Source organism: Flavobacterium sp. LM4, assembly GCF_002017935.1.
GTDB lineage: Bacteria > Bacteroidota > Bacteroidia > Flavobacteriales > Flavobacteriaceae > Flavobacterium > Flavobacterium chungangense.
The window spans coordinates 63,383-87,538 of the sequence record NZ_MUFW01000003.1 but is presented as its reverse complement, the minus strand read 5'-3'; the positions used below and the strand labels follow the sequence as shown (position 1 = coordinate 87,538).

The following is a 24,156-nucleotide window of genomic DNA, read 5'->3' as shown; positions in this document are numbered from 1 at the left end:
TTTTTATGAGTTTGTAATAGGTAAGGAAACTGTAAACGTCGTTCCTTTACCATAAGTTGACTCAAAGGTAATTGTTCCTTTGTAATTTTCGATAATGTTTTTTATAATTCCGAGACCAAGTCCCATTCCGCTGGTTTTGGTGGTAAATTTTGGTTCGAAAATACGGTTGGTATCCAACTTTTGAATTCCGACTCCGTTATCTTTTACTGCAATTTCAACATTATTATTTTTACGTTTTACAGTAACCAGAATTGATTTCTGAAACTGGCTTTCCGGAATCGCCTGTGTAGCATTTTTAACTAAATTTGTAATGACACGAATCAATTGGGTACGATCCATTTTTGAGATGATTTCTTCTTCATCACTTTCAAAAACAATATAATCTTCGTTAAAAATATCCAATGCCAGTTCTACTACCTCAACAACATTTAGGGTTTCATTTTGCTGTGCCGGCATCGAAGCAAAATTTGAAAATGCAGAAGCTACGGCTGTCATTGTATCAATTTGCTGAATTAAAGTTTCAGAGTAATCGTTCATTTTCTGTTTCACATCAGGATCATTAGGATCAAACTTTCTCTGAAAACTCTGGACCGTCAAACGCATAGGTGTCAGCGGATTTTTAATTTCGTGTGCGACTTGCTTCGCCATTTCCCGCCAGGCTTCTTCACGTTCGCTTTGGGCAAGTTTAATGGCACTTGTTTCGAGTTTATCGACCATTCCGTTGTAGGCCTTAATCAAAAAGTTCACTTCTTTACTGTTTGCTTCCAAAACAATTTTTTCGTTTTTCTGATCTAAGTTTGTTTCTTCCAGACGATCAGAAATCGTTTTAAGTGATTTTGTGATGTAAGTCGAAAGAAAATAAGCCAATGCAAAAGCCACAACCAACATAAAAGAATATACCTGACTTAATCGAATTAGAAAAGTATTTAATTCGTTGTCATAATAACCATCGTCCTCCAAATAAGGCAAATTTAATATCCCGAGAGGTTTAAATTTCTCATCTTTAATTAAACTGTAAGAAGACCTGTTTTTGACTCCGTCGATAGTTTTAATATCTACAAAACGTTTTTCAATAGAAGAACGCACTAATTTCAGAATATAATCCGGAACAGGCGGGGCTACTTTATCAACAGCAAAAGATTCTTTGGAAGTTTTAAGCAATATTCCGTTCAGACTGTAGATGTTGATTTCTATTTTATGAATCTGAGCCAGTTCGTGAATTTTATCTTTGAAAATCAGATCTAAATTACCCGTTTTCAATGGATAAGTTGTCGTTGCCAAGACATAATTGATGTGCTCTTTTACGGCATTTTCTTTACGCTCTAATCGTTCCTGATGGTATTCTTTGGCTTCATTTTTAAACTGAATAATCGATATGGAAGCCATTAAAAAAGATGCCACAACAATCAATACAATCATCGACAGAAAAATCCTGATTCGCAGTGAAAGCATTGACATTTTGAAGTTGTTCAGCATTACTTTTGTTTTATTTGTTTCAGGTTTCAGGTTACGTTACATTTTTCAACTTGAAACCTGAAACTAAAAAAACTATTTTTTTTCTCTAATTCGTTTATAAAATTTAAAGCCTAACATAAGTAAAACGGAGAATAAAATGATTCCGACTACGCCGAAGATCCAGTTGAAAGCACTTTTTAAAACTACTAAAAAAACAATAGCAAATAATATAATAGTGGCGCCTTCATTCCATAAACGCATATAATTACTGGAATATTTCACCTCATTATTTTGTAATTGTTTAAAAATCTGATGGCATTTTAAATGATACAGATACAATAGAAAAACGAAACCTAATTTAATGTGCATCCAGGGCATTTTGAGCCACGCATTTCCTAAATCCGTGAAAAACAGCATCCAAAAAGCAAAAATACTGGCTAAAATTGCTGATGGCCATGTGATAATATACCACAGACGATAACTCATTATTTTGAATTGCGCCTGCAAAATTTCTTTTTCGGGAGATGGCTTATCATTTGCTTCTATTTGATATACAAACAAACGCACAATATTAAATAATCCTACGAACCAGGTTAGTACGAAGATAATGTGCAGTGATTTTAGATAATTATAGTATTCCATTAATTATTTGTTTCAAGTTTCAAGTTTAAGGTTTTCTCAAAGTTGAAACTTGAAACCTTAAACCTGAAACAAATATTATTTCGCCCAATCATTAATCCAGTTAGAAACCGTCTCACACCATTCATCATCGTCATTCAAACATGGAACTGCAAGAAACTCTTCTCCTCCATTTGCTTCAAAATCTTCTTTGGCACGCATGGCAATTTCTTCCAGAGTCTCTAAACAATCTGAAACGAATGCCGGTGTTACAACCGCTAATTTCTTGATTCCTTTTGCAGGCATGTTGTCAATTTCAACATCAGTGTAAGGCTCTAGCCATTTATCACCTGCCAAACGAGACTGGAAAGTTAAACTGTATTTATCTTCTGGAAGTCCCAGCAATTTAACGACTTGTTTCGTAGTTTCATAACATTGGTGACGATAACAGAATTCATGTGCCGGAGATGGCGTGTTACAGCAGGAACCATCGATTTTACAATGTGATTTTGTCACATCCGTTTTTCGGATATGACGCTCCGGGATTCCGTGGTACGAAAACAATAAATGATCGTATTCAAATCCAACTAAATGTTTCTGGATTGAATCTGCTAAATTTTTGATGTAATCCGGTTTATTGTAAAATGCCGGAACATCTGTAAATTTCATGTGAGGAAATTTCTTTTTGCGAATTTCTTCGGCTTTAACCAAAATAGTTAAGGTAGAAGCCATTGCATATTGCGGATATAATGGAAAAAGCATTACATCAGTAACTCCTTTATCGTGCAGCTCCTGAAGTCCTTTTTCGATTGTCATGCTTCCATAACGCATTGCCAGAGAAACCGGGACATTTACTAAAGGCTGAACTTTTTTCTGCATTCTTTCAGACAGCACAACTAATGGAGAACCTTCTTCCCACCAGATTTTCGCGTAAGCGTGTGCGGATTCTTCGGGTCTTTTTCTCAGAATAATCCCTCGAACTAATAATGCTCTTAATAAATACGGAACATCGATTACGTATTTATCCATTAAAAATTCATCTAAATACGGTTTTACATCTTTTGGTGTTGGACTTTCCGGGGAACCTAAGTTTACTAATAATACGCCTTTCATATTTTTTGCTTTAGGCTTTAAGCACTAGGCTTTAAGCTTTTTATTTGTTTTTAAAAATTTCGTCAAAAGTAGTACTTGTTACTTCTTCGAAATATGATAATTATTACTTTTCTATTATGGTGTTATTTTTAAAATTGATCGTTAGAACATGTTTTAATTTTTATACTTCTTGTAAGTACTAAATAATTTTCCTAACGATTCATAGTCTCTTTCTGTCCCAAAATCTTCTGTATTAATCTTTTTTTTTAGAACTAACAAAATAAAAATGACCACAAGAAAGACAGATTTTAGCAATCCCCGAAATTTCATTCTCCTTCTTAAAAACTAAAATATCCCGATACTCTGGGGCACAGGCTTTACTCATTTCAAACATTTTCAGAGAAAATTTTTCTACAAAAACATCATTTTTTAAATACTCAACATCTTCTTGAGATAATTCAGATTTAGAAAATCCATCAGAATTAATTTTTTTGTAAAAAACACCATTATTTAGCTTCTCTGGAAATTCAGAATACAGAATATTGTTTAAGATTGAATCTTTAATACCTTTTCTATTATTGTCATTTACTTCTTCATCTTTACTTTTATTCAAGGAATAATATTCAACACTATCAAAATCAAAAAACATTTTATCTTCTTTTAATTTACAAGACAGCATTATGAAAAGCAATAAAACAATTGAATACTTTCTAACCATTAAACATTCGCATTAATTGACATCAAATATTTTTTAGGCGTTGTGCCAAATTTCTTTTTGAATGCCGCTATAAAATGACTTCCTGTGCTATAGCCGATTTTCAATCCAACCTCGTTTACGTTATAAGAACCGCTGTCTAACAATTTTCTGGCGAAATCCATTTTGTAATCAAACAGAAATCCGTAAACCGTGTCGCCATAAATTTGCTTGAAACCCATTTTCAGTTTCTTCAGATTCAAACCAATCTGATCTGCTAATTCTTGTAATCCTGGAGGCTCTGCCATATTAGCAATTACGATTTCTTTTGCTTTTCGGATTTTCAAAACATTATCCTCATCAATCAAAAACGGACATTGTTCTGCGTTTGGGTCTTCGGTTCTGTTGAAATACAAACTCAACAATTCGTATCCTTTTCCTTTATAATACAAGTTTTTTATGGATGGATGAAGATTATAATGAAACAGCTGGCTTAAAACAATTGCCATTGACGGGCTGATATTTCCCTCGTTGTAATATTTTTTATCCTTATTATCAGGACTTAAAAACGTGATATAATTCGCCTCGGCAGAAAATAAAGCGTGAAATTTCTTTATAGAAACAATTACAGAGATTACCCAGGAATTTTGAGCTAATTCTAAATTGAGTGGCAATTCCTTCTGCGGGTTATACAATAGCAAAGATTTTTCTTCTTTTAGTTCCAAAGCATAATTGCCCTGATTGAAAAGAAATTTAGCATTGCCTTTTAGTCCGAAATGAAACTGTATCAGGCCACTGCCTACTTCACGCTGAGCAAAAAATGGTTCTGAGCCGTCGTTTTGAAAACGTATAAGCGTAAAGTCATCCTCAATTTTTATTTCTTCCTCCATTGATTTCTTTATTCAGGTTACTATTCCCGTTTTTGATAAAACGAATAATTGGACATCCAAAATTAAATCTTTTTGATGGTTTATCGATTATCTGCACCTAAATTTATAAAATCTTTATCGTTTTAGTCTTTAACAAATTCAAATCCTTTGGCTGTAATGATTTTTGTATGGCAACGCCTTAAGCTATAGGCTTTGCCACTCCCTTTCAGGATTAAAACCCGCAATAAGTTTACTTTCTAAAAATGAACGATAACGTTTTAGCTATTTATAGCAATTCTAAATTAATACTTTTCTTATAAATAATAAAACCAAGCCAAAAAAGCTCTCGTATGTAATTTCAAAATCTAATCATTTTAAAATTATCGATATGAAAACGAACAAAACAATTAAAAAGATACTTTGGTCAGGACTCATAGTCATTGTATTATTTATCGGCATTTTCCTTTTCCACATTATTACAGCCAAACCGGCAGTTTACGAAAGTCCAAATTTGCAGGTAAGCAGAATCGATTTCAAACAAGATATAGATTCTCTTCAGGCAAAGCAAATATGTTCGGATTTACGATCTATCAAAGGACTAACTTCTGATTCTATTATTGTTAAAAGAAATGTGGTAGTCTATTTCCACAACAATAAAATTACTGACTCTAAAAAAGTATTTGATGAATTAATGACCAAAGGACAATATGATGCCCAGCGTTATATATTACCGGCACACCTGGCCAGTAAGGAAGTTTGCCCGGTAAATCAAAACAGTATGAGTTATAAATTATCTAAAAAAGTAAATCAATTTTTTAATTAAACCTTTAAATATTTTATCATGAAAAATTTCTCAAAAATCACACTTAGTGTATTAGTAGCTGCATCAGCAACTTTAACTTCCTGCAATAATGACGATGACGCTCCAGCACCAGCAAAAGCATCTATATACGAACGTTTAGGCGGAACAAAAATGGTTGCAGATCCTGATAACTCAGGACAGATGATCGAACAGGGCCGTTTAAGTTTTCGTAAAGTAGTGAACTCAACAATAGGATTAATCGTAGCCGATATTCAGTCTAATGCTTCAGGAAACTTACAGGCACATTTTGCTCCGGTTTTAGCAGAAACAGGAAATACTCAGGCTACCAGTATTGCAAAATTATCTGACAATTTAACTGATTTCTTCTCTTACAATACAGGAGGAACAAATGCTGTTAATACTTATTCCGGTTTGAATATGGTTGCTGCACATGATCCGGCAATAAATGCACGTATGGGAACAAAATCCAGCAATGCAGATTATACCAAATTTGAAGGGTATGTTGGCGCTGCTGCCAATGCAAATGGTGTTGCTTCAAACACAGTTCTTTATACGGATATCGTTGCTGTATTAGAGTCTTTGAGAACGCCAATCGTTCAAAAATAATTTATTTCTTTTGAAACCCTGCCTTAATTTAAGGTAGGGTTTTATTTAACGAAGCTGTTTTTATATCTAAACTTTCCAGAATCGTGAAAGTGAATGGGATATAAAACCCAAAAAGCATTTATACGAACTCATAGCGATATTTTTTCGTAGAATATTTAAAACAAAAGCCAGACTGTTATTTAGAACAAATATACATAACGGGTTGTCGAATCCTTGATATCATTATAAATGGCAATAAATACTATTTAGAATAGCCAAAATGTATCAATTTATTCCATAGCGATATAAAAAGTACCTCTAGCGTTGTTTTTATAAATTAGTTAGTAATAATTTTGTTGCACTTTTTAACAAAAGTATAATATGGAAAATTTTAATATGTCCAGAACTACCACTTTTTACGCCTTAGGTTTAAGTTATAAAAAAGCAGATGCCACTATTAGAGGAAAATTTAGTTTAGATGCTAAAGCACAATCTGATTTACTGGCTCAGGCTAAAACCGAAGGAATAGAATCATTAATTGTCACTTCTACCTGCAACAGAACTGAAATTTATGGTTTTGCCAATCATCCATACGAATTAATCAAATTACTTTGCGATAACAGTAATGGTTCCGTTGAGGAATTTCGCGAAGTTGCCTATATCTACAAAAATCAGGAAGCCGTAAACCATATGTTTCGTGTAGGAACAGGTTTAGACAGTCAGATTTTAGGTGATTTTGAAATCATCAGCCAGATTAAAATCGCTTTCAACCTTAGTAAATCAGAAGGTTTAATTAATACTTTTATTGATCGACTTGTCAATAGCGTTATTCAGGCAAGTAAAAAAGTCAAAACAGATACTGAAATTTCTTCTGGTGCAACATCCGTTTCGTTTGCATCGGTTCAATATATCATTAAAAACGTAGAAGAGATTGGAAACAAAAATATTCTACTGTTCGGAACTGGAAAAATAGGCCGAAATACCTGCGAAAATTTGGTAAAACATACTAAAAACGGTCACATTACGCTTATCAACAGAACCAAAAACAAAGCCGAAATCCTGGCTGGCAAACTAAATGTTATCGTAAAAGATTATGCTAACTTACAGGAGGAACTGCAACAAGCTGATGTATTGGTTGTAGCTACAGGAGCAAAAAACCCAACTATTGACAAAACATTACTGAATTTAAAGAAACCTTTATTGATTCTGGATTTATCTATCCCAAGAAATGTAAATCCTGATGTAGAACAAATACCGGGCGTAACTTTAATACATTTAGATTATTTGTCACAGATGACAGATGACACTCTTGAAAGAAGAAAACAGCATATTCCTGCTGCCGAGGCGATAATCGAGGATATGAAATTAGAATTGAATACCTGGATGAATGGCCGTAAATATGCGCCAACTATTCATGCTCTTAAAGCAAAACTAAACGATCTTGTTGCCGGAGAACTGGCCTTTCAAAAAAAGAAAATGCTTAACTTTGATGAAGAACAGGCTGAACTAATAAGTTCCCGAATTATACAAAAAATTACCAGTCAGTTTGCCAGTCACTTAAAAAACGAAAATACATCAATTGATGAAAGTATCGAGTTTATTGAAAAAGTATTTCAGATTGGACAGCTTGCACCAAAAAATATTCCTTCCCCGGTTGAAGAAAAATATAAAATCAACCTCTCATAATAGTTAAACAGAATGTTCCTTACTTTTAAGGATCCAAAAAAATATGGCTCAAAAAGTTATCAGAATAGGAACCCGCGATAGTGAGCTCGCGCTTTGGCAAGCTCATACTGTCGAAAAAAAATTAAACGATTTAGGCTTTAAAACTTCAATTGTTGCCGTAAAATCTCAAGGAGATATTATACTCGACAAACCACTCTATGAACTCGGCATTACGGGAATCTTTACCAAAACTTTAGACATTGCCATGATCAATGGCGATATTGATATTGCGGTACATTCTATGAAGGATGTTCCAACGGCTTTGCCAAAAGGAATTGTTCAGGCAGCAGTTTTGGAAAGAGCAAATGTTCTGGATATTTTAGTTCATAAAGGAAATCCTGATTTTACCAATCCAAGTACCATTGCAACCGGAAGTCTGCGTCGCCAGGCACAATGGTTCAATAAATATCCAAATCATACTGTAGTTGATTTGCGCGGAAACGTAAATACGCGTATGCAGAAACTTCAGGATAACGACTGGGATGGAGCCGTTTTTGCTGCTGCAGGTTTGGAACGCATCAACCTAAAACCGGAAAATGTTATTAATCTGGATTGGATGATTCCAGCGCCCGCACAAGGTGCAATGCTGGTTGTGGCAATGGAAAATGACAATTATACGCTTGATGCACTTTCGCAATTAAATCATATTGAAACTGAGATTTGTACTTATATAGAACGTCAGTTTTTAAGAACACTTGAAGGCGGATGTACAGCACCAATCGGAGCTTTGGTTACCTATAATGAAGACGAAGATACTTTACATTTTCAAGGCGTTTTACTTTCTATTGACGGGAAACAAAAATTGGAAATCGATAAAACAGTTGATATCTCAGAATGGAAAAAATTAGGTTTTAACTCGGCTCAGGAGATTTTGAATAATGGAGGAACTGAATTAATGCAAAAAATCAAAGAATCCTTGAAAAAATAATGGCAAACCAGGTTCAAATACTATCAACTAAAATATTATCGCCTCTTCATAAGCAGGAATTGATGAAATATGGTATTGAAGTAATCGAAGCCGATTTCATCAAAACCGAAAACAAACCTTTCGAATTAAAAGACCTCAACGAAAGCCTGATTTTTACAAGTCAGAATGCCGTTCATAGCGTTTTATCACATCCAAAATCGGAAGAACTCAAAAAGAAAAACGTGTATTGCGTTGGACTTAAAACCAAAACCTTATTGACAGATAACGGATTCAACGTTATTGCCTATACAGGTTACGCTTCAGATTTGGCAGAAATTATCACTTTGATTTACAGTAGTGAGAGTTATACCTTTTTCAGCGGGAATCTTAGAAGAGATACTTTGCCCGAAGCTTTAAAAGAAAACGGAATTAAATTCAATGAAATTCAGGTTTACGACACAACATTGCAGCCGCAAAAAATAAAAGGAAATCCTGAAGCAGTATTGTTTTTCAGTCCTTCTGGTGTTAAGAGTTATCTGAAAGACAATTCCATAAATAAACAAATCTGTTTCTGTATTGGTGATACAACCGCAGACGCTTTATCAAAAATCACCAAAAACATCATCGTCGCAGATCAGCCTACAATTGAAGATGTGATCGAAGATGTAATTCAGGAATATAAATAGCAATAAGCTTTAGGCTCTAAGCCGTAAGCTAAAATTTAAACAACAAACGCTTAAAGCCTAAAGCTTAAAGCCTAAAGCAAAAAACAATGTTAAAAAACGACCTATTTTTAAAAGCATTAAAAGGAGAAACAGTTCAGCGTCCACCAGTTTGGATGATGCGTCAGGCAGGAAGATATTTGCCGGAATTCAGAGCCTTGCGTGATAAATATGATTTCTTTACACGTTGTGAAACTCCGGAATTGGCTGCAGAAATTACCGTTCAGCCTATTCGCAGAATTGCTCCGGATGCTGCGATTTTATTCTCGGATATTTTGGTAGTGCCACGTGCTATGGGAATTCACGTAGAATTGAAAGACAATCTAGGCCCGATTATTCCGGATCCGATTCGTACGATGGAACAGGTAAATCAGGTTTTTGTTCCAGATGTAAATGAAACTTTAGGTTATGTTTTTGACGCTGTGAAATTGACTAAAGAAATGCTGAACGATGAGGTACCATTAATTGGTTTCGCAGGTTCACCATGGACTATTTTCTGCTATGCTGTTGAAGGAAAAGGTTCTAAAAGTTTTGATACTGCAAAAGGATTCTGTTTTTCAAATCCGGTTGCAGCACATACTTTATTACAAAAAATTACGGATACCACTATTTTATATTTAAAAGAAAAAGTAAAATCTGGTGTAAATGCGGTTCAGATTTTTGATTCGTGGGGAGGAATGCTTTCTCCGGTTGACTATCAGGAATTTTCATGGAAATACATCAACCAGATTGTTGAAGCATTGGCCGAGGTTACTCCGGTTATTGTTTTCGGAAAAGGATGCTGGTTTGCTTTGGGCGAAATGGGTAAAAGTAAAGCTTCTGCATTAGGAGTTGACTGGACATGTTCTGCAAGAAATGCACGTTACCTGTCTGGCGGAAATGTTACTTTACAAGGAAATTTCGATCCGTCAAGATTGCTTTCTCCAATTCCGACTATCAAAAAAATGGTTCATGAAATGATCGACGAATTCGGAAAAGATAAATATATCGTAAATTTAGGTCACGGAATTTTACCAAATATCCCTGTAGATCATGCCAAAGCATTTATTGACGCGGTGAAAGAATACGGGAACTAATTTAATAGTAAGATTTGATCTGCTAAAATCCAAACCTGTATGGAACAAAACAATACTGTTTCTGCAACTGAAGAAATTGGTAAAAATTTCATTAGATTTAATACCGTTGTATCGTTTGTATTTATAATTTGGTGGTATAATGTAATCAGTACTTTTGGTTTTGGTCATTTTTATTTATCCGGAGAAAAACAAATGTTTGAAATTATCATTTATAACATTGGTTCATTTGTTTTACCTTTTTTATATACTTTTTATATTTTAGGTCATATTCAATACGCCAAAATAAAAAAACAGTCCTTATATTTTAAACTTATTGGAATTGCGTGGCTTCCAAGCCTGATTCTTTTAGTTATTATTTGCTATACTGCAATGACATTTGACAATCGGGTATATTTCGAATAAAAAACAACTGATAAATGCTCAACAAAGGTTTAAGAGACGAAGAGAAAATCAGAATCGACAATGTTCTAAAAACATTGCGTACTCTTGTTTTTGTACCTCAGCCTTTGAATAATTTAGATAAAACGAATATTGAAAATCAATTAAAAGAATTCGCGCTAAACATTGAAACCTTAGTTGATCATTCCAATGAAGATTTAATCGATTTGTTGATTCGTCTTCATTTTGACTGGGAACAATTAGAACTGTTTGCAGATTTTTTAATGGATTTTTCAAAAGTCAAAAACTATAATTTTGAAAGTAAAGCTTTGGCTCTTTACCAATATATTCAGACAGAAAGCAAGGTTTTTTCTTTTGGGATAAATTATAAAATTGCTTCGCTAAAAAACATTAACACAAAATAAGTTATCTGCTACGGATCATAAAAAGTAAATTAAATGTTTACAGAAAGAGAAAGTATCTTCGATTTAGAGTTTAGTAATTCCTGGACTAAATATTTTTTCTTTGCTTTTGTATTTGGTTTGGGATCCTTTTTTGTTGGTTATAACATTTATAAAGATGCAAATTATGATTATCGAGGAGAATTTTACAAAAACCATATAAAAGATGATTTTCAGGGAATTGTACATCGAAAATGGCTTTATCATCATGTGGTTTATATAAAACTAACAGATTCTACAGAAATAATAGGTTATTATTCTATTTATAAAAAAGTACATAAAGGCGATTCAATTATTAAAAAGAAAAATTCGAAAGAAATAATTCTTAATAAAACAGATAGTATAATTTATAATGATATTTACGATGAGAACAAATTTCATTTTAAATTAAAATAGATTTCAAATCATGAAAGACAAATTTTACGCCTACATACAACAATTACAAGACCAAATCTGTGCAGGATTAGAAGCTGTTGACGGAACTACAAAATTCCGTGAGGATTTATGGAAACGTCCGGAAGGCGGCGGTGGAAGAACACGCGTTATTGAAAACGGAGCTGTTTTCGAAAAAGGCGGTGTAAACATTTCAGCCGTTCACGGAAAACTTCCGGAAACAATGCAAAAGATGTTTGGCGTTGGCGAAGCTGATTTCTTTGCCTGCGGATTAAGTCTGGTGATTCATCCGAAAAACCCAATGGTTCCGACGGTTCATGCCAACTGGCGCTATTTTGAAATGTACGACGAATCAGGAAATGTGATTCAGCAATGGTTTGGCGGCGGACAGGATTTAACCCCATATTATTTGTTTGAAGAAGATGCCAAACACTTTCACCAAACTTGCAAAACGGCCTGCAATAAACACAATCCGGAGTTTTATCCGAAATATAAAAAACAGTGTGATTCATATTTTTGGAATGCACACAGAAACGAAGCCCGCGGTCTTGGCGGTTTATTCTTTGATTATTGCAAAGCAAATGAGTCAATGTCAATGGAAAACTGGTACGATTTCGTAACTGAAGTTGGAAACAGTTTCCTGGAAGCGTATGTACCAATTGTAGAAAGAAGAAAGAATCTTTCTTACACTCCGGAAAACAGAAACTGGCAGGAAATCCGACGTGGCCGTTATGTGGAATTTAACTTGGTTCACGACAAAGGCACATTATTTGGTTTAAAAACCAACGGAAGAATCGAAAGTATTTTGATGAGTTTACCTCCGCACGTGCAATGGGTTTATGATCATCATCCGGAAACGGGAAGTGACGAGGAGAAATTATTAAAAGTGTTGGAAAATCCTGTAGACTGGATTTAATCACTTCAAAACATAAAAAAGCCCTAAAATTGATTTTTTAGGGCTTTTCATTTAGAATTATTTAGTACTTAGTTCGTCAACTAAATCTAAGGTCTGAAGAATAATATTTTTATCTCCTTTGGATGAGTTTAGCTTTAACTCGAATTTCAGTTTGTTATCTGTTAGTTTTTTGGCAGAATATAAAGTAACATCCGTAAACTGCTGAGCCAGTCGATTGAAGCTTTTAATTTCAGATTCCTTGGCTTCACCTGTATTAGAATAGGCTGTTACCAATTTATCCAAACTCACTTTTGCCGAAATATAATGCTGTTTCAGTTCTTTTTTAACTTCTTTCGAAAATGAATTGTCTTTCGGAAAAATTGCATCAATATTATTACCAACAACTACAACATCTTTATCCTTAAAAATAAACAAATTACCGTATTCCTGGGTTCCTTTTATTTCGTAATAATTCCCTTTTTGAACTAATCCTTTTTTGCGAACTCCTAACTGGATGAGTTTATCAGCAAAAGTTGGATGTGTCGAAGTAAAAATCACTGAAAACTGCGGTATTGCTTTTTTTATCGTTTTCACAACTTCTTTTGACTCATAATTCTCATCATATTCGAAAGTTTTTGAAGTCACTTCTCTTTCGACAACATCATAAAGAAATACGCTTATATCACCATCAAAAAGAGTCGCTGTGGCTTCTTCATCAATAATTGTTGAAATAAGATCTGTTGCAACACTAATATCCTCTTTTAAAATATAAGGATTGGAGAAAATCTCGGTACTAAAAGCAGGAAAACTATTGAGTATTTCTTTTGTGTTAAAATGATACGTCATGTAACCCAGCGGTTTTTGAGACGGAAAATAATTAAAGATGTTTTTATTTACTTTCCGATTACTGATTTTGCCCACTATATCAGCCATTGGTTTCGAGTATTCCACAATTTCTTCTACTCTGGCATTATCATTATCAAAATAAAAATCAACATTTATCCCTTTAACGAAATTGCCTAAGTTATTTTGGCCTAGCAAAAATTTATTATAAGTCGTAAACCTTGCCAAAGCCGCATAGGCAGTATTAAAACTCGACATTGCCGCACCATAATCTACCCAGCATGAAATATCAGCATTTTCATGTACCTTTTCAGAAGCTGGAACTGTAAAACCATTTTCAAAAAGCAATTTTACAAATCTGTTTTGACTTATGGCCTGAATGCTGTCAAAAGCAATCTGTTCTTTTTGAAAATTAGCATAATAATTATCCGAATAATCTACATAAGCTGTATCTACAACCGGTACCTCGTTTGTTTCTACAACAACTTCCGAAACTTCTGAAGGATCACCTGTTACTGCAGTTGCTGCTGAGTCTACCTCAACTTCCGGATACGAATAATCTTTATACTCGTGTTTTTTTGTTAATCCAAAAAACACTAAATAGCTGTCATTCCAGGCTACGGTTGTTTTTTTATCTGGAGAATTATATACTGAATACTGACCAAAATCTTCAATAAGAGGTTTTCCAAGTGAATCATTTTCCTTGTTCTTTTGAATCAGAAAGTTTTTAATAGCATTTTTATCTTTTATAGGAATGGTAACCTGATAATACGGAATACTGTCAGAATAATTACCGTGAACAGTTATTTTCTGATCTAATTTTATAAGATCTGCATATTGATTGATGTCCAGATTCATTTTTCCGTCTTTATACTTCTTTAAAAAAGAATGATTTATAACCTCAGCAATACTTACTTTTTTAGAAAGCTGACTGCCGTTAAACTGAACAAAATAATCCTGTTTTGGAGACAGTGTCTGGCTGTGAGCCAAAGTGAATGTAAGCAGAATTAAAAAAATAAAAAATTGTTTCATGTGATGTATAAGGATTATTGATTTAATTGAATAGTATTATTCATAAGTGATGATTTTTTAAGAACGCTGTACATACTTTGCTTTAAAAAAACGGTCTTTTTGTTTGGAGAAATTTTGCAATTGGCATTACTTGCATTTAAAACGTCACGGTCAAAAGTGTAAATAGATACAATATTGGCTTTTTCCAGATCTTCTTTTTTCTTTTCGTCTTTCAGCAGATTTTCAGGAATTGGGTACGATGCGATTCTTTCAAAACTCTTTGAATTTGCTGTAAAATGAATCTGATTTTTTTGCTTATTCAATGTATTAACTACTTCGTTCAGCGCTTTTAAACTTTTATAATCCAATTTGATGATAAAAATATAACGATCAAAATCTGTTTTGGTGGTGACATTTGAAATGTTTTCAATTTTTGAAACTTTGGATTTAAAATCGGTTAACTTTTGTGTGATTTCCTGCTCATTAGGAATTTTCACACCGTCAACTTCTTCCAGCCAGATAGCTGATTTTGTCTTAAGCCATGACTTCGAAAAATCAACCATCAAGGTATATTCGCCACTCTGGTCATCATGATGTTTGATTCTTTCTGTTATTTCGAAACAGCTTGTTAAGAGTAAACAGCAACATAATGCAAATATTTTCTTCATTTGGGAGATTTAAAGTTGAAAAAACATTCCATAAGAAGATTCTTAACAGAAGTTTAAAAAAGCGATACGAATTTAGATAATATTAACGAATTCTACGGCATTACTCACTCTTTATTTGGACGTTTTTTCTTTAACTTTGCGGCACTTATTTTAATTTCACTTTAATAATGAATATGAACTCTTTAGAGAGAATATTCTTTTTAGATTTAATAAAAAAACACTCTATGTTCCCATTACAAAGAAACCGCCGTTTAAGAACTAATGAATCTATTCGTTCTTTAGTTCGTGAAACCAGTTTAAGTCCACAGGATTTTATGCTTCCAATGTTTGTGGCCGAAGGAAAAGATGTAAAAGTCGCCATTCCGTCTATGCCCGGAATTTATCGCCATTCACTGGACAACACTATTAAAGAAGTCAAAGAAGCCTGGGATTTAGGAATCAAAGCAGTGAATATTTATGTAAAAGTAAGCGAGAGCCTTAAAGACAATAAAGGTGTTGAAGCCTGGAACAAAGATGGATTGATGCAGCAAACTATTCGAGCTATTAAAGATGCAGTCCCTGAAATGATTGTCATGCCCGATGTAGCATTAGATCCTTATTCGATTTATGGCCACGACGGAATTATAGAAAACGGCCAATTGATAAACGATGCTACTGTTGATGCTTTAACCCGAATGAGTCTGAGCCATGCTGAAGCCGGAGCCGATTTTGTAGCACCAAGCGACATGATGGACGGAAGAGTTTTGGCCATTAGAAAAGCGCTGGAAGAAAATGGTCACCATAATGTGGGAATCATGAGTTACAGTGCCAAATACGCATCTGCTTTTTACGGGCCTTTTCGTGATGCGTTAGATTCTGCTCCAGTGGATTCTCAAAATATTCCAAAAGACAAGAAAACTTACCAGATGGATTATGCTAACCGAATTGAAGGAATTCGTGAAGCATTATTAGACGTTGAAGAGGGTGCAGATATCGTTATGGTAAAACCAGGAATGGCCTATTTAGACATTGTTCGCGAGGTAAAAAATGCCGTTCATGTACCGGTTGCAGTTTACCAGGTATCTGGTGAGTACGCTATGGTAAAGGCCGCAGCAGAAAAAGGGTGGCTGGATCATGACAAAATTATGATAGAGCAACTTTATTGCATTAAGCGTGCAGGGGCTAGTATCATCTCAACTTATTTTGCTAAAGAAGCTTCGATAATCTTAAATAAATAATATGAAAAAAACTATATTTTTAATAGCTGTTTTAGCATTTATATCCTGCAAAAAAGACAGTCAGGAGCCATTTGGAAAATCTACCGAAAAGACAGAAACATATTCAGAAGGTGAATCAGAAGAAACTAAAACTCCTGAAGAATTAGGTAAATCGATTTTTGAGGGTAAAGGAAATTGTACTTCTTGTCATCAGGTAGATCAAAAAGTAATTGGCCCAAGTATTCAGGAAATCGCCAAAATCTATAAAGACAAAAAAGGAGATATAGTTACTTTTCTCAAAGGAAATGGAGAACCAATTGTAGATCCAAGTCAGTTTGCAGTGATGAAAACCAATTTTCCGGTAACACAGGCAATGTCTGATGAAGAACTAAAAGCAATTGAAACTTATATTTATAGTAATTTGAAATAAAACACTATTTCAAACATACTATAATTAACAAAAAATGGAGCTAAATTTAGCTCCATTTTTTTGTTCTGAATTACCAGATTTTTACTCTCTTCTCCGGATCAACATACATTTTATCTCCTTTTTTGATATCGAAAGCATCATAAAAAGCATCAACATTCTGAATTGGGACATATGCTCTGTACATTCCCGGTGAATGCGGATCTGTTTTTACCTGGTTTTTAATAGCCTCATCTCTTGATTTAGTTCTCCAGACTGTAGCCCATGAAATAAAGAAACGCTGTTCAGGTGTAAATCCGTCAATTAATCCCGGATTTCCATTTGCCTTCAAGTACAATTGCAGACCGTCATACGCAGCATTGATTCCACCCAAATCTCCTATGTTTTCTCCTAAAGTGAATTTTCCGTCCACATGAATTCCTGGCAAAGGTTCCAAAGCGCTATACTGATCAGCAAGAGCAGTTCCTAATTGTGTAAATTGTTTCAAATCTTCTGCAGTCCACCAGTCAACAAGATTCCCATCAGCATTGTATCGTGCACCTGAATCATCAAACCCGTGTGAGATTTCGTGACCAATTACAGCCCCTATTCCACCATAATTTACTGCTTCATCAGCCTGATAATTGTAAAATGGCGGTTGCAAAATAGCAGCAGGGAAAACAATTTCATTATAAGAAGGGTTATAATAAGCATTTACAGTCTGAGGAGACATTCCCCACTCTGACTTATCTACTGGCTTTTTTAATTTTTCCAGACCTTTGTTAAAATTCCATTTAGCCAAATTTCTTGAATTCTCAAAGTAACTGCCTCCATCAGCAACACTTTTGATTTCTAAAGCAGAGTAGTCTTTCCACTTATCAGGATACCCAACTTTTATTGTAATTTTATTCAGTTTTTCGATAGCTTTCACTTTAGTAGCATCAGACATCCATGATAAATTATTAATACGGTTCTGGTAAGCCAGAATTATATTGTGAATCATATCTGTTGCTTTTGCTTTTGCTTCGGCAGGAAATACTTTTTCTACGTATAATTTACCAAGAGCTTCTCCAATACTTCGGTTTACAATTTGCAAAGCAATCTCTTCTCTGGGCAATTGTTTCAGGGCACCTCTCAGGGTTTTACTGTAAAAATCAAAGTTTGCGGCTTCAATATCAGTAGTCAAATGCGATGTTGACCTGTTTAGTAAAGTCCATTTTAAATACTCTTTCCATTGTGAAACTTTGTTTTCAGTATAAACATTTTGAAGTGCTTTCATGTAACGTGTTTCTGAAACCACGACTGTATCTAACTTTGCAAGACCAAGCCCGGTAAAATAAGCATCCCATTTAATAGCTGGAGTTAATTTTTGAAGATCTGCCACAGTCATCGGATTGTATTGTAAACGACTGTCTCTGCTTTCGACACGGTCTAATCTTGGAGTTGATAAAGCTTTTTCTAATGCTACAATTTCTGATGCACTTTGTTTGGCTTTTTCAGCAGATTCTCCAATAAACTGCATCATTCTTGCTACATGAAGTTCATATTTAGCAAGTTTCTCTTTAGAATCTTTATCTTCAGCAGTGTAATAATCTTTATCAGACAAACCTAATCGGCTAACGGCGAGAGTTACAGAATTTTTAGAACTGTTTTTTTCATCAGCTCCTATGTAAATCTTAAAAAAGTCATTTCCTCCCTGAGGTTCCATTTCGACTAAATATTTTTGAAGATCAGCCACATTTTTTATAGCATCAATCTTTTTCAAAAACGGATTCAATGGTTCAATACCTCTTTTGTTTCTGCCAACAGTGTCTAAAACTGTGGCGAACAAGTTCACTGCTTTGCCTTGATCTGTATTCGATTTATACTTTGGATTTTTTGAAGCACTTTTCAAAATTTCCATTGCATCCTTGTCTGTTTTTTTAATTAATTCATTAAAACTTCCCCAGGTTGTACGATCACTCGGGATTTCTGTTTTATCCAGCCATGTACCATTTACATATTGAAAGAAATTTTCTTTAGGGCTAATGTCTTTTTTCATATAAGAAACATTAATCCCCGGTTCCTTTTGAGGTGTGGTTTGTGCTTGTACTGCAGCAAAGGAAAGCATTGCAGAAATAGCATAAAAAGTAGGTTTAGTAAGCACTTTTTTCATTTTTATTTAAGTTTATAGACAATATGCAAACATATTGTTATTATTTGAAAAGTTGTGTTAAAAATCTGATTTTTAACTTTCCTAAAAAGATAACATTTCATGTATTTACTTCCTGAATTCAAATTGTTTTTGGAATATTTGCTTAAAAATAATTTAAGGTGAAAGCAAAAATCCAAAATGCCTTTTCAAAAAGAATAGATGCCATCGGATTACCGATTTTAGCTTTGTGCTGTGTGAGTTTTTTTTGGGGAACTACCTGGCTGGCATCAAAAGAAGGGGTCAAACATATGCCAGCTTTACAACTGGTAACAATAAGACAGTTCATAGGAGGAATGATATATGTTTTGTATTTTATTATCAAGAGAGAACCCTGGCCAAAAGGGAAGCAATGGAGAACAATTTTGGTTCTGGCTTTCCTAAACTTTTGTCTGAGTAATGGTTTGAGCACTTGGGGTGTTAAATATATCAGTAGCGGACTTGGGGCAATTATTGCTGCCATATTTCCGATTTGGATTGTAATCATTTGTTTTTTTAGAGGAGAAAGAGTGTCAAAATTGGCCGTATTAGGACTGTTGATCTGCTTTTGTGGAATTTGTGTTATTTTCATGGACCATTTAGCTGATTTCTTAAAACCTGATTTTCAATTTGGAATTATTTTATCTGTTATCGCAACTATTACCTGGGCATTCGGAACTTTACATATTAAGAAAAAAGCAACAAGTTTCAACCCGTACTTTAGTTTAGGATTACAAATGCTTATATCCAGTTTTATTCTTTTAGGAATTACAGAATCTGCAGGTATTAATATTCCGCTAAACCAAATTCCGGTTACATCCTGGTGGGCAATTGGATATCTGGTAATAATTGGCTCAGTATTAACCTTTATTGCTTTTATCTATTCGCTCCAACATCTTCCAAAAGAAATCAGCAGTATTTATGCTTACATTAATCCAATTGTAGCCATTGTTCTTGGTTTTTTTATTTTTGGAGAAATACTTACAAAGGCTATTGCAATTGGCGTTTTAATAACCTTGGCAGGATTATATCTGGTGAACAGATCCATACCAAAACCAAAAAAGAAAAAGCAATTGCAGTAATTTGGTTAAAATCATGACAATTTAAAGTTTTAAAAAAAGTCCTTTTCGTATTTTTGCATTCAAATTATTTTTATGAAATCGCTTCTTTATAAATACCGAAAATTTTTTATCGTTTTAATTGTATTTTCGGCTATTACCATAACCCTGTTTTACTTCGCTTTAAAACCGCAAAAAATCTTGCCTGTCTACAATCCGGCTGATGTAAATCCTGAATTGGTAGACAGCACGGTACAATACAAAAGTAAATATCATACCATTGCCGATTTTTCTTTTGTGAACCAAAATGGCGCTACCATTACCCAAAAAAATTATGAAGGAAAGATTTATGTTGCCGATTTCTTCTTTACAACCTGTGGATCAATCTGTCCAAAAATGACAACCAACCTGGCTGATGTTCAAAAAGCAGTTTTAAATAATCCAAAGGTTATGCTGCTTTCTCATACCGTTTTTCCTGAAACAGACAGTATTCCGGTTTTAAAAGCCTATGCGATAAAACATGGAGTGGTTGACAGCAAATGGAATCTGGTTACCGGCGATAAAAAAGAGATTTATACCATGGCCAGAAAATCGTATCTGGCCGTAAAACTAGGAAGACCTGATCAGCTTTATGATATGGTTCATACAGAAAATTTTATCCTGGTGGATCAAAAACGACGCGTTCGCGGATTTTATGATGGAACAGACAAAGAAGATATTAAACGTCTTTTAGAAGATATTGATTTCTTGTGTAAAGAATAAAACCCTTATTTTTAGAAACATTTAGCATATTCGGCTGTATTAAATTCCCTTAAATAAAGAATTATTGCCTATTTTTGCAATCTAAATTCAATCTAAATAAGCTTGCAAAATACTATCCACACTCTGAAAAAAGGCGACAAAGCCATTATCAAAGATTTTGATATCGATCTTATTCCTCTAAAATTATTAGAAATGGGTTGTTTGCCTGGCAGCTTGGTTGAATTGCTTCAAATTGCTCCTTTTGGAGATCCTTTATATTTGGATATCAATGGCTCCCATGTTGCAATTCGTATTGAAACAGCTCGTGAAATTGAAGTTGAACTTATCAAAAACAATTTATAATGAGCGTTCAGAATATCAATGTTGCCCTTATTGGGAATCCAAACACAGGAAAAACTTCTGTTTTTAATCAGCTTACGGGTTTAAACCAACAGGTTGGAAATTATCCCGGGATTACTGTTGAGAAAAAAATGGGTTTCTGTAAACTGCCACACAACATTAAAGCCAATATTCTGGATTTACCCGGAACGTACAGCCTGAATGCCAGTTCAATGGATGAAAGTGTGGTGATCGAACTTTTACTGAACAAAAACGATAAATTATATCCGGATGTGGCAGTAGTAGTAACAGATGTTGAAAACCTGAAACGAAATCTGCTGATTTACACTCAGATAAAAGACCTGGAAATTCCAACAATTTTGGTCATCAATATGTCTGATCGTATGGAACGTAAAGGAATTACTCTTGATATTCCGTATTTAGAAGAAAAACTAAAAACAAAAATTGCATTAGTGAGTTCACGCAAAGGTTTAGGAATTGATGCCTTAAAAGAATTAATAGTTTCCTATCGAACTGTTCCGCACGAGCCATGTTTAAATGCTTCGGTTATTGATGCAGCCTATTTTGAAAAATTACAACATGCTTTTCCGAACCAGTTGTTATACAAATTGTGGCTGGTTATTACTCAGGATGTCAATTTTTCGAATTTAGACCGAAATGAAATCCGAAGTACTTTTACAAAATCACACTCTGAATTAAAACGTCTTCAGCAAAAAGAAACTATTAAACGGTATCAGTTTATAAATGATGTTTTGAAAGAAGGTTTAAAAGTCGATCCTTCGATGGCAAAAGACATCCGTGCAAAACTGGATCGTGTATTAACACACAAAATATGGGGATACGCTATTTTCTTTGCCATTTTATTTCTGATCTTTCAATCTATTTTTAGCTGGTCCACGATTCCGATGGATTTCATTGACAGCACTTTTGCCTCTTTAAGCAGCAGGGTTGCCGAAGAACTTCCAAGCGGTATTTTAACCGATTTGCTTTCGCAGGGAATCATTCCGGGAATTGGCGGTGTTATCATTTTCATTCCGCAAATTGCTTTCCTATTCTTGTTCATTTCGATTTTAGAAGAAAGTGGTTATATGAGCCGTGTTGTATTTTTAATGGACAAAATCATGCGCAGATTCGGTTTATCTGGAAAAAGCGTAGTGCCTCTCATTTCAGGAACAGCCTGTGCCATTCCGGCAATTATGGCAACGAGAAATATTGAAAACTGGAAAGAACGTCTGATTACGATTTTGGTTACTCCTTTTACAACTTGTTCAGCAAGGTTACCGGTGTATGCGATTATCATTTCATTGGTAATTCCCAGTAAACGTGTTTTTGGAGTTTTAAATGTGCAGGGACTAACCTTAATGGCGCTTTACGTTTTAGGTTTTTTTGCTGCTATTTTATCGGCATATATTTTAAATAAGGTTTTAAAACTGGAATCCAAAACGTATTTCGTTGTTGAAATGCCAAGTTATAAATTACCCCTTTTTAAGAACGTTGGAATCAATGTTGTAGAAAAAACCAAAGCTTTTATTGTTGGTGCCGGTAAAATCATTCTTGCCATATCTATTATTTTGTGGTTTTTAGCCTCATACGGACCCGGAAAAGATTTTAACGAAGCAGAAACCATCGTAAAAGATAGATTTGCAAATACAACCCTGACAGAAACTCAATTTGAAAACGAAGTAGCTTCTCAAAAATTGGAGAATTCCTATATCGGATTAATGGGTCATGCAATTGAACCGGCGATTGAACCTTTGGGTTACGACTGGAAAATCGGTATTGCCTTAATTAGTTCGTTTGCTGCTCGTGAGGTTTTCGTGGGAACTCTTGCCACAATTTACAGCGTTGGCGATAGTGAGAACGAAGCTACCATAAAAAGCAAAATGCAGGCGGAAGTTCACTCTGACACAGGAGAAAAAGTCTTTAATTTTGCAACCGGAATTTCATTATTACTGTTTTATGCTTTTGCCATGCAGTGTGCGAGCACATTGGCTATTACCAAAAAAGAAACCAATTCGTGGAAATGGCCTGCCATGCAATTGGGCTTCATGAGTGCACTTGCCTATTTAACCGCCTTGATTGCGTACCAAATATTAAAATAATGAGTCATGATTCAGGAAATTATTGCTTTTGCCATATTAGGATTTGCAGTTGCTTTTTTGATTAGAAAATTCTTCTGGAAATCTAAAAAGAAAAAGGACTGTGGTGATGGGAATTGTGGCTGCAGCTGATTTTTTATTCCGCAGAGCTACACAGAGAAAAAACACAAAGATCCGCAAAGAAATGTAAAATAACTTTGCGGATCTTTGCGCTTATTAGTGAATCTTTGCGAAATACAAACTTACTTAATACCTTCCCATTCTGCATAAAACTGTGCAAGGAACGTTTCCATAAAACGATGCCTTTCTTCGGCAAGTTGTTTTCCGGTTTCGGTATTCATTTTATCTTTTAAGAGTAACAGCTTTTCGTAAAAATGATTTATGGTGGGCGCATTATTCTTTTTGTATTCTTCTTTGGTCATGTTGGTTACAGGTGTAATTTCCGGATTATACAAAGCTCTGTTTTTAAATCCCCCATAATTGAATGCCCTTGCTACACCAATTGCACCAATTGCATCCAGACGATCAGCATCCTGAACAATATCCAATTCAAGAGAAGAAAACTTCTTTTCGAAATTTCCGCCTTTATATGAGATATTTTCGATGATATTAACAACATGTACAATAATGTCTTCGGAAACATTTTCTGATTCTAAAAACAAACGTGCTGTTTTGGGACCAATTGTTTCATCTCCGTTATGAAATTTACTATCGGCAATATCATGAAGCAAAGCTCCTAATTGAATTACTGTTAAATCGCAATCTGTATTTTTAGCAATCAATAATGCATTTTTATAAACACGCTCGATATGAAACCAGTCATGACCTCCTTCTGCATCATTAAGTTTTTCTTTTACAAATTGGATTGTTTTATGTATTAAGGCTGTATTATTCATGATATTTTTAATGCT

Annotated in this window: 26 protein-coding genes; 17 read left to right on the top strand and 9 right to left on the bottom strand. The window is 34.4% G+C overall.

The genetic code is table 11. The features are described from left to right. Positions 1-3 precede the first annotated feature (3 nt). The 5 genes from BXU10_RS17825 to BXU10_RS17805 form a co-directional block, all read right to left on the bottom strand. Positions 4-1,419 (bottom strand): ATP-binding protein, encoded by a 1,416-nt coding sequence (locus BXU10_RS17825; protein WP_078228913.1) that lies wholly within the window; start codon positions 1,417-1,419, stop codon positions 4-6. A 129-nt stretch (positions 1,420-1,548) separates the two neighbouring features. Beyond that, positions 1,549-2,097, bottom strand: coding sequence for a CopD family protein (locus BXU10_RS17820; RefSeq protein ID WP_031456713.1), 549 nt, complete (start codon positions 2,095-2,097; stop codon positions 1,549-1,551). A 75-nt stretch (positions 2,098-2,172) separates the two neighbouring features. Then, a complete protein-coding gene (gene hemH, locus BXU10_RS17815) occupies positions 2,173-3,186 on the bottom strand; it encodes a ferrochelatase (protein WP_078228912.1) in 1,014 nt (337 codons plus the stop codon). Between the two features lie 232 nt (positions 3,187-3,418). Continuing rightward, a complete protein-coding gene (locus BXU10_RS17810) occupies positions 3,419-3,814 on the bottom strand; it encodes a hypothetical protein (protein ID WP_123922045.1) in 396 nt (131 codons plus the stop codon). A 68-nt stretch (positions 3,815-3,882) separates the two neighbouring features. Continuing rightward, positions 3,883-4,749 carry an AraC family transcriptional regulator gene (locus BXU10_RS17805; protein WP_031456716.1) on the bottom strand — a complete coding sequence of 289 codons (867 nt, stop codon included), beginning with the start codon at positions 4,747-4,749 and terminating at the stop codon, positions 3,883-3,885. A gap of 367 nt (positions 4,750-5,116) precedes the next feature. Here BXU10_RS17805 and BXU10_RS17800 point away from each other — a divergent pair, with 367 nt between their 5' ends. The 10 genes from BXU10_RS17800 to hemF all read left to right on the top strand — a co-directional run bounded on the left by BXU10_RS17800 (position 5,117) and on the right by hemF (position 12,714). Continuing rightward, entirely contained in the window at positions 5,117-5,551 is a 435-nt protein-coding gene (locus BXU10_RS17800) for a hypothetical protein (RefSeq protein WP_078228910.1), read from the top strand. Positions 5,552-5,569: 18 nt separating this feature from the next. Then, positions 5,570-6,157: a hypothetical protein gene (locus BXU10_RS17795; RefSeq protein WP_078228909.1), complete on the top strand. Its 588-nt coding sequence runs from the start codon at positions 5,570-5,572 to the stop codon at positions 6,155-6,157. A 360-nt stretch (positions 6,158-6,517) separates the two neighbouring features. Next, entirely contained in the window at positions 6,518-7,822 is a 1,305-nt protein-coding gene (gene hemA / locus BXU10_RS17790; RefSeq protein ID WP_078228908.1) for a glutamyl-tRNA reductase, read from the top strand. Positions 7,823-7,865: 43 nt separating this feature from the next. Continuing rightward, a complete protein-coding gene (gene hemC, locus BXU10_RS17785) occupies positions 7,866-8,789 on the top strand; it encodes a hydroxymethylbilane synthase (RefSeq protein ID WP_078228907.1) in 924 nt (307 codons plus the stop codon). Next, a complete protein-coding gene (locus BXU10_RS17780) occupies positions 8,789-9,454 on the top strand; it encodes a uroporphyrinogen-III synthase (protein ID WP_031456721.1) in 666 nt (221 codons plus the stop codon). The genes hemC and BXU10_RS17780 overlap by 1 nt, the downstream gene beginning before the upstream one ends. A gap of 86 nt (positions 9,455-9,540) precedes the next feature. Continuing rightward, positions 9,541-10,566, top strand: coding sequence for a uroporphyrinogen decarboxylase (gene hemE, locus BXU10_RS17775; protein WP_031456722.1), 1,026 nt, complete (start codon positions 9,541-9,543; stop codon positions 10,564-10,566). A gap of 39 nt (positions 10,567-10,605) precedes the next feature. Beyond that, positions 10,606-10,968 carry a hypothetical protein gene (locus tag BXU10_RS17770; RefSeq protein ID WP_078228906.1) on the top strand — a complete coding sequence of 121 codons (363 nt, stop codon included), beginning with the start codon at positions 10,606-10,608 and terminating at the stop codon, positions 10,966-10,968. Between the two features lie 14 nt (positions 10,969-10,982). Continuing rightward, the gene (locus BXU10_RS17765; RefSeq protein WP_078228905.1) at positions 10,983-11,369 is read left to right on the top strand and encodes a hypothetical protein; all 387 of its coding nucleotides are present in this window, start codon (positions 10,983-10,985) and stop codon (positions 11,367-11,369) included. Positions 11,370-11,402: 33 nt separating this feature from the next. Continuing rightward, the gene (locus tag BXU10_RS17760) at positions 11,403-11,801 is read left to right on the top strand and encodes a hypothetical protein (RefSeq protein ID WP_078228904.1); all 399 of its coding nucleotides are present in this window, start codon (positions 11,403-11,405) and stop codon (positions 11,799-11,801) included. Positions 11,802-11,811: 10 nt separating this feature from the next. Further along, positions 11,812-12,714: an oxygen-dependent coproporphyrinogen oxidase gene (gene hemF / locus BXU10_RS17755; protein WP_078228903.1), complete on the top strand. Its 903-nt coding sequence runs from the start codon at positions 11,812-11,814 to the stop codon at positions 12,712-12,714. Between the two features lie 57 nt (positions 12,715-12,771). Here hemF and BXU10_RS17750 read toward each other — a convergent pair whose 3' ends face one another. Together BXU10_RS17750 and BXU10_RS17745 are read right to left on the bottom strand one after the other, a co-directional pair. After that, positions 12,772-14,568, bottom strand: a complete 1,797-nt coding sequence (locus tag BXU10_RS17750) for a hypothetical protein (RefSeq protein WP_078228902.1) — start codon at positions 14,566-14,568, stop codon at positions 12,772-12,774. A gap of 14 nt (positions 14,569-14,582) precedes the next feature. Further along, entirely contained in the window at positions 14,583-15,215 is a 633-nt protein-coding gene (locus tag BXU10_RS17745; RefSeq protein WP_078228901.1) for a hypothetical protein, read from the bottom strand. Between the two features lie 224 nt (positions 15,216-15,439). On the opposite strand from BXU10_RS17745, the gene hemB reads away from it, so the two are divergent. Both hemB and BXU10_RS17735 read left to right on the top strand, forming a co-directional pair. Beyond that, positions 15,440-16,432: a porphobilinogen synthase gene (gene hemB / locus BXU10_RS17740; RefSeq protein ID WP_078229255.1), complete on the top strand. Its 993-nt coding sequence runs from the start codon at positions 15,440-15,442 to the stop codon at positions 16,430-16,432. A 1-nt stretch (position 16,433) separates the two neighbouring features. Then, positions 16,434-16,841, top strand: a complete 408-nt coding sequence (locus tag BXU10_RS17735; RefSeq protein ID WP_078228900.1) for a c-type cytochrome — start codon at positions 16,434-16,436, stop codon at positions 16,839-16,841. 70 nt (positions 16,842-16,911) lie between these two features. Here BXU10_RS17735 and BXU10_RS17730 read toward each other — a convergent pair whose 3' ends face one another. After that, positions 16,912-18,972 (bottom strand): M13 family metallopeptidase, encoded by a 2,061-nt coding sequence (locus BXU10_RS17730; RefSeq protein ID WP_078228899.1) that lies wholly within the window; start codon positions 18,970-18,972, stop codon positions 16,912-16,914. A gap of 158 nt (positions 18,973-19,130) precedes the next feature. Here BXU10_RS17730 and BXU10_RS17725 point away from each other — a divergent pair, with 158 nt between their 5' ends. From BXU10_RS17725 to BXU10_RS17705, 5 genes are all read left to right on the top strand, one after another. Further along, positions 19,131-20,069, top strand: a complete 939-nt coding sequence (locus tag BXU10_RS17725; RefSeq protein ID WP_078228898.1) for a DMT family transporter — start codon at positions 19,131-19,133, stop codon at positions 20,067-20,069. Between the two features lie 72 nt (positions 20,070-20,141). Then, the gene (locus BXU10_RS17720) at positions 20,142-20,807 is read left to right on the top strand and encodes an SCO family protein (protein WP_078228897.1); all 666 of its coding nucleotides are present in this window, start codon (positions 20,142-20,144) and stop codon (positions 20,805-20,807) included. 102 nt (positions 20,808-20,909) lie between these two features. After that, positions 20,910-21,149: a FeoA family protein gene (locus tag BXU10_RS17715; protein ID WP_031457556.1), complete on the top strand. Its 240-nt coding sequence runs from the start codon at positions 20,910-20,912 to the stop codon at positions 21,147-21,149. Further along, on the top strand, positions 21,149-23,248 hold the full coding sequence (feoB, locus tag BXU10_RS17710) for a ferrous iron transport protein B (RefSeq protein ID WP_078228896.1): 2,100 nt from the start codon (positions 21,149-21,151) through the stop codon (positions 23,246-23,248). Before BXU10_RS17715 ends, feoB begins: the two co-directional genes overlap by 1 nt. A 6-nt stretch (positions 23,249-23,254) precedes the next feature. After that, the gene (locus BXU10_RS17705) at positions 23,255-23,377 is read left to right on the top strand and encodes a FeoB-associated Cys-rich membrane protein (protein WP_078228895.1); all 123 of its coding nucleotides are present in this window, start codon (positions 23,255-23,257) and stop codon (positions 23,375-23,377) included. Positions 23,378-23,487: 110 nt separating this feature from the next. On the opposite strand, the gene BXU10_RS17700 is transcribed toward BXU10_RS17705, so the two are convergent. Next, the gene (locus tag BXU10_RS17700) at positions 23,488-24,141 is read right to left on the bottom strand and encodes an HD domain-containing protein (protein WP_078228894.1); all 654 of its coding nucleotides are present in this window, start codon (positions 24,139-24,141) and stop codon (positions 23,488-23,490) included. Positions 24,142-24,156 lie beyond the last annotated feature (15 nt).

What these genes read in the sequence shown, in the direction of transcription:
- BXU10_RS17825 (WP_078228913.1), bottom strand. Translation starts at nt 1,419, where the DNA reads ATGATTGTATTGATTGTTGTGGCATCTTTTTTAATGGCTTCCATATCG.
- BXU10_RS17820 (WP_031456713.1), bottom strand. Translation starts at nt 2,097, where the DNA reads ATGGAATACTATAATTATCTAAAATCACTGCACATTATCTTCGTACTA.
- hemH (WP_078228912.1), bottom strand. Translation starts at nt 3,186, where the DNA reads ATGAAAGGCGTATTATTAGTAAACTTAGGTTCCCCGGAAAGTCCAACA.
- BXU10_RS17810 (WP_123922045.1), bottom strand. Translation starts at nt 3,814, where the DNA reads ATGTTTTTTGATTTTGATAGTGTTGAATATTATTCCTTGAATAAAAGT.
- BXU10_RS17805 (WP_031456716.1), bottom strand. Translation starts at nt 4,749, where the DNA reads ATGGAGGAAGAAATAAAAATTGAGGATGACTTTACGCTTATACGTTTT.
- BXU10_RS17800 (WP_078228910.1), top strand. Translation starts at nt 5,117, where the DNA reads ATGAAAACGAACAAAACAATTAAAAAGATACTTTGGTCAGGACTCATA.
- BXU10_RS17795 (WP_078228909.1), top strand. Translation starts at nt 5,570, where the DNA reads ATGAAAAATTTCTCAAAAATCACACTTAGTGTATTAGTAGCTGCATCA.
- hemA (WP_078228908.1), top strand. Translation starts at nt 6,518, where the DNA reads ATGGAAAATTTTAATATGTCCAGAACTACCACTTTTTACGCCTTAGGT.
- hemC (WP_078228907.1), top strand. Translation starts at nt 7,866, where the DNA reads ATGGCTCAAAAAGTTATCAGAATAGGAACCCGCGATAGTGAGCTCGCG.
- BXU10_RS17780 (WP_031456721.1), top strand. Translation starts at nt 8,789, where the DNA reads ATGGCAAACCAGGTTCAAATACTATCAACTAAAATATTATCGCCTCTT.
- hemE (WP_031456722.1), top strand. Translation starts at nt 9,541, where the DNA reads ATGTTAAAAAACGACCTATTTTTAAAAGCATTAAAAGGAGAAACAGTT.
- BXU10_RS17770 (WP_078228906.1), top strand. Translation starts at nt 10,606, where the DNA reads ATGGAACAAAACAATACTGTTTCTGCAACTGAAGAAATTGGTAAAAAT.
- BXU10_RS17765 (WP_078228905.1), top strand. Translation starts at nt 10,983, where the DNA reads ATGCTCAACAAAGGTTTAAGAGACGAAGAGAAAATCAGAATCGACAAT.
- BXU10_RS17760 (WP_078228904.1), top strand. Translation starts at nt 11,403, where the DNA reads ATGTTTACAGAAAGAGAAAGTATCTTCGATTTAGAGTTTAGTAATTCC.
- hemF (WP_078228903.1), top strand. Translation starts at nt 11,812, where the DNA reads ATGAAAGACAAATTTTACGCCTACATACAACAATTACAAGACCAAATC.
- BXU10_RS17750 (WP_078228902.1), bottom strand. Translation starts at nt 14,568, where the DNA reads ATGAAACAATTTTTTATTTTTTTAATTCTGCTTACATTCACTTTGGCT.
- BXU10_RS17745 (WP_078228901.1), bottom strand. Translation starts at nt 15,215, where the DNA reads ATGAAGAAAATATTTGCATTATGTTGCTGTTTACTCTTAACAAGCTGT.
- hemB (WP_078229255.1), top strand. Translation starts at nt 15,440, where the DNA reads ATGTTCCCATTACAAAGAAACCGCCGTTTAAGAACTAATGAATCTATT.
- BXU10_RS17735 (WP_078228900.1), top strand. Translation starts at nt 16,434, where the DNA reads ATGAAAAAAACTATATTTTTAATAGCTGTTTTAGCATTTATATCCTGC.
- BXU10_RS17730 (WP_078228899.1), bottom strand. Translation starts at nt 18,972, where the DNA reads ATGAAAAAAGTGCTTACTAAACCTACTTTTTATGCTATTTCTGCAATG.
- BXU10_RS17720 (WP_078228897.1), top strand. Translation starts at nt 20,142, where the DNA reads ATGAAATCGCTTCTTTATAAATACCGAAAATTTTTTATCGTTTTAATT.
- feoB (WP_078228896.1), top strand. Translation starts at nt 21,149, where the DNA reads ATGAGCGTTCAGAATATCAATGTTGCCCTTATTGGGAATCCAAACACA.
- BXU10_RS17705 (WP_078228895.1), top strand. Translation starts at nt 23,255, where the DNA reads ATGATTCAGGAAATTATTGCTTTTGCCATATTAGGATTTGCAGTTGCT.
- BXU10_RS17700 (WP_078228894.1), bottom strand. Translation starts at nt 24,141, where the DNA reads ATGAATAATACAGCCTTAATACATAAAACAATCCAATTTGTAAAAGAA.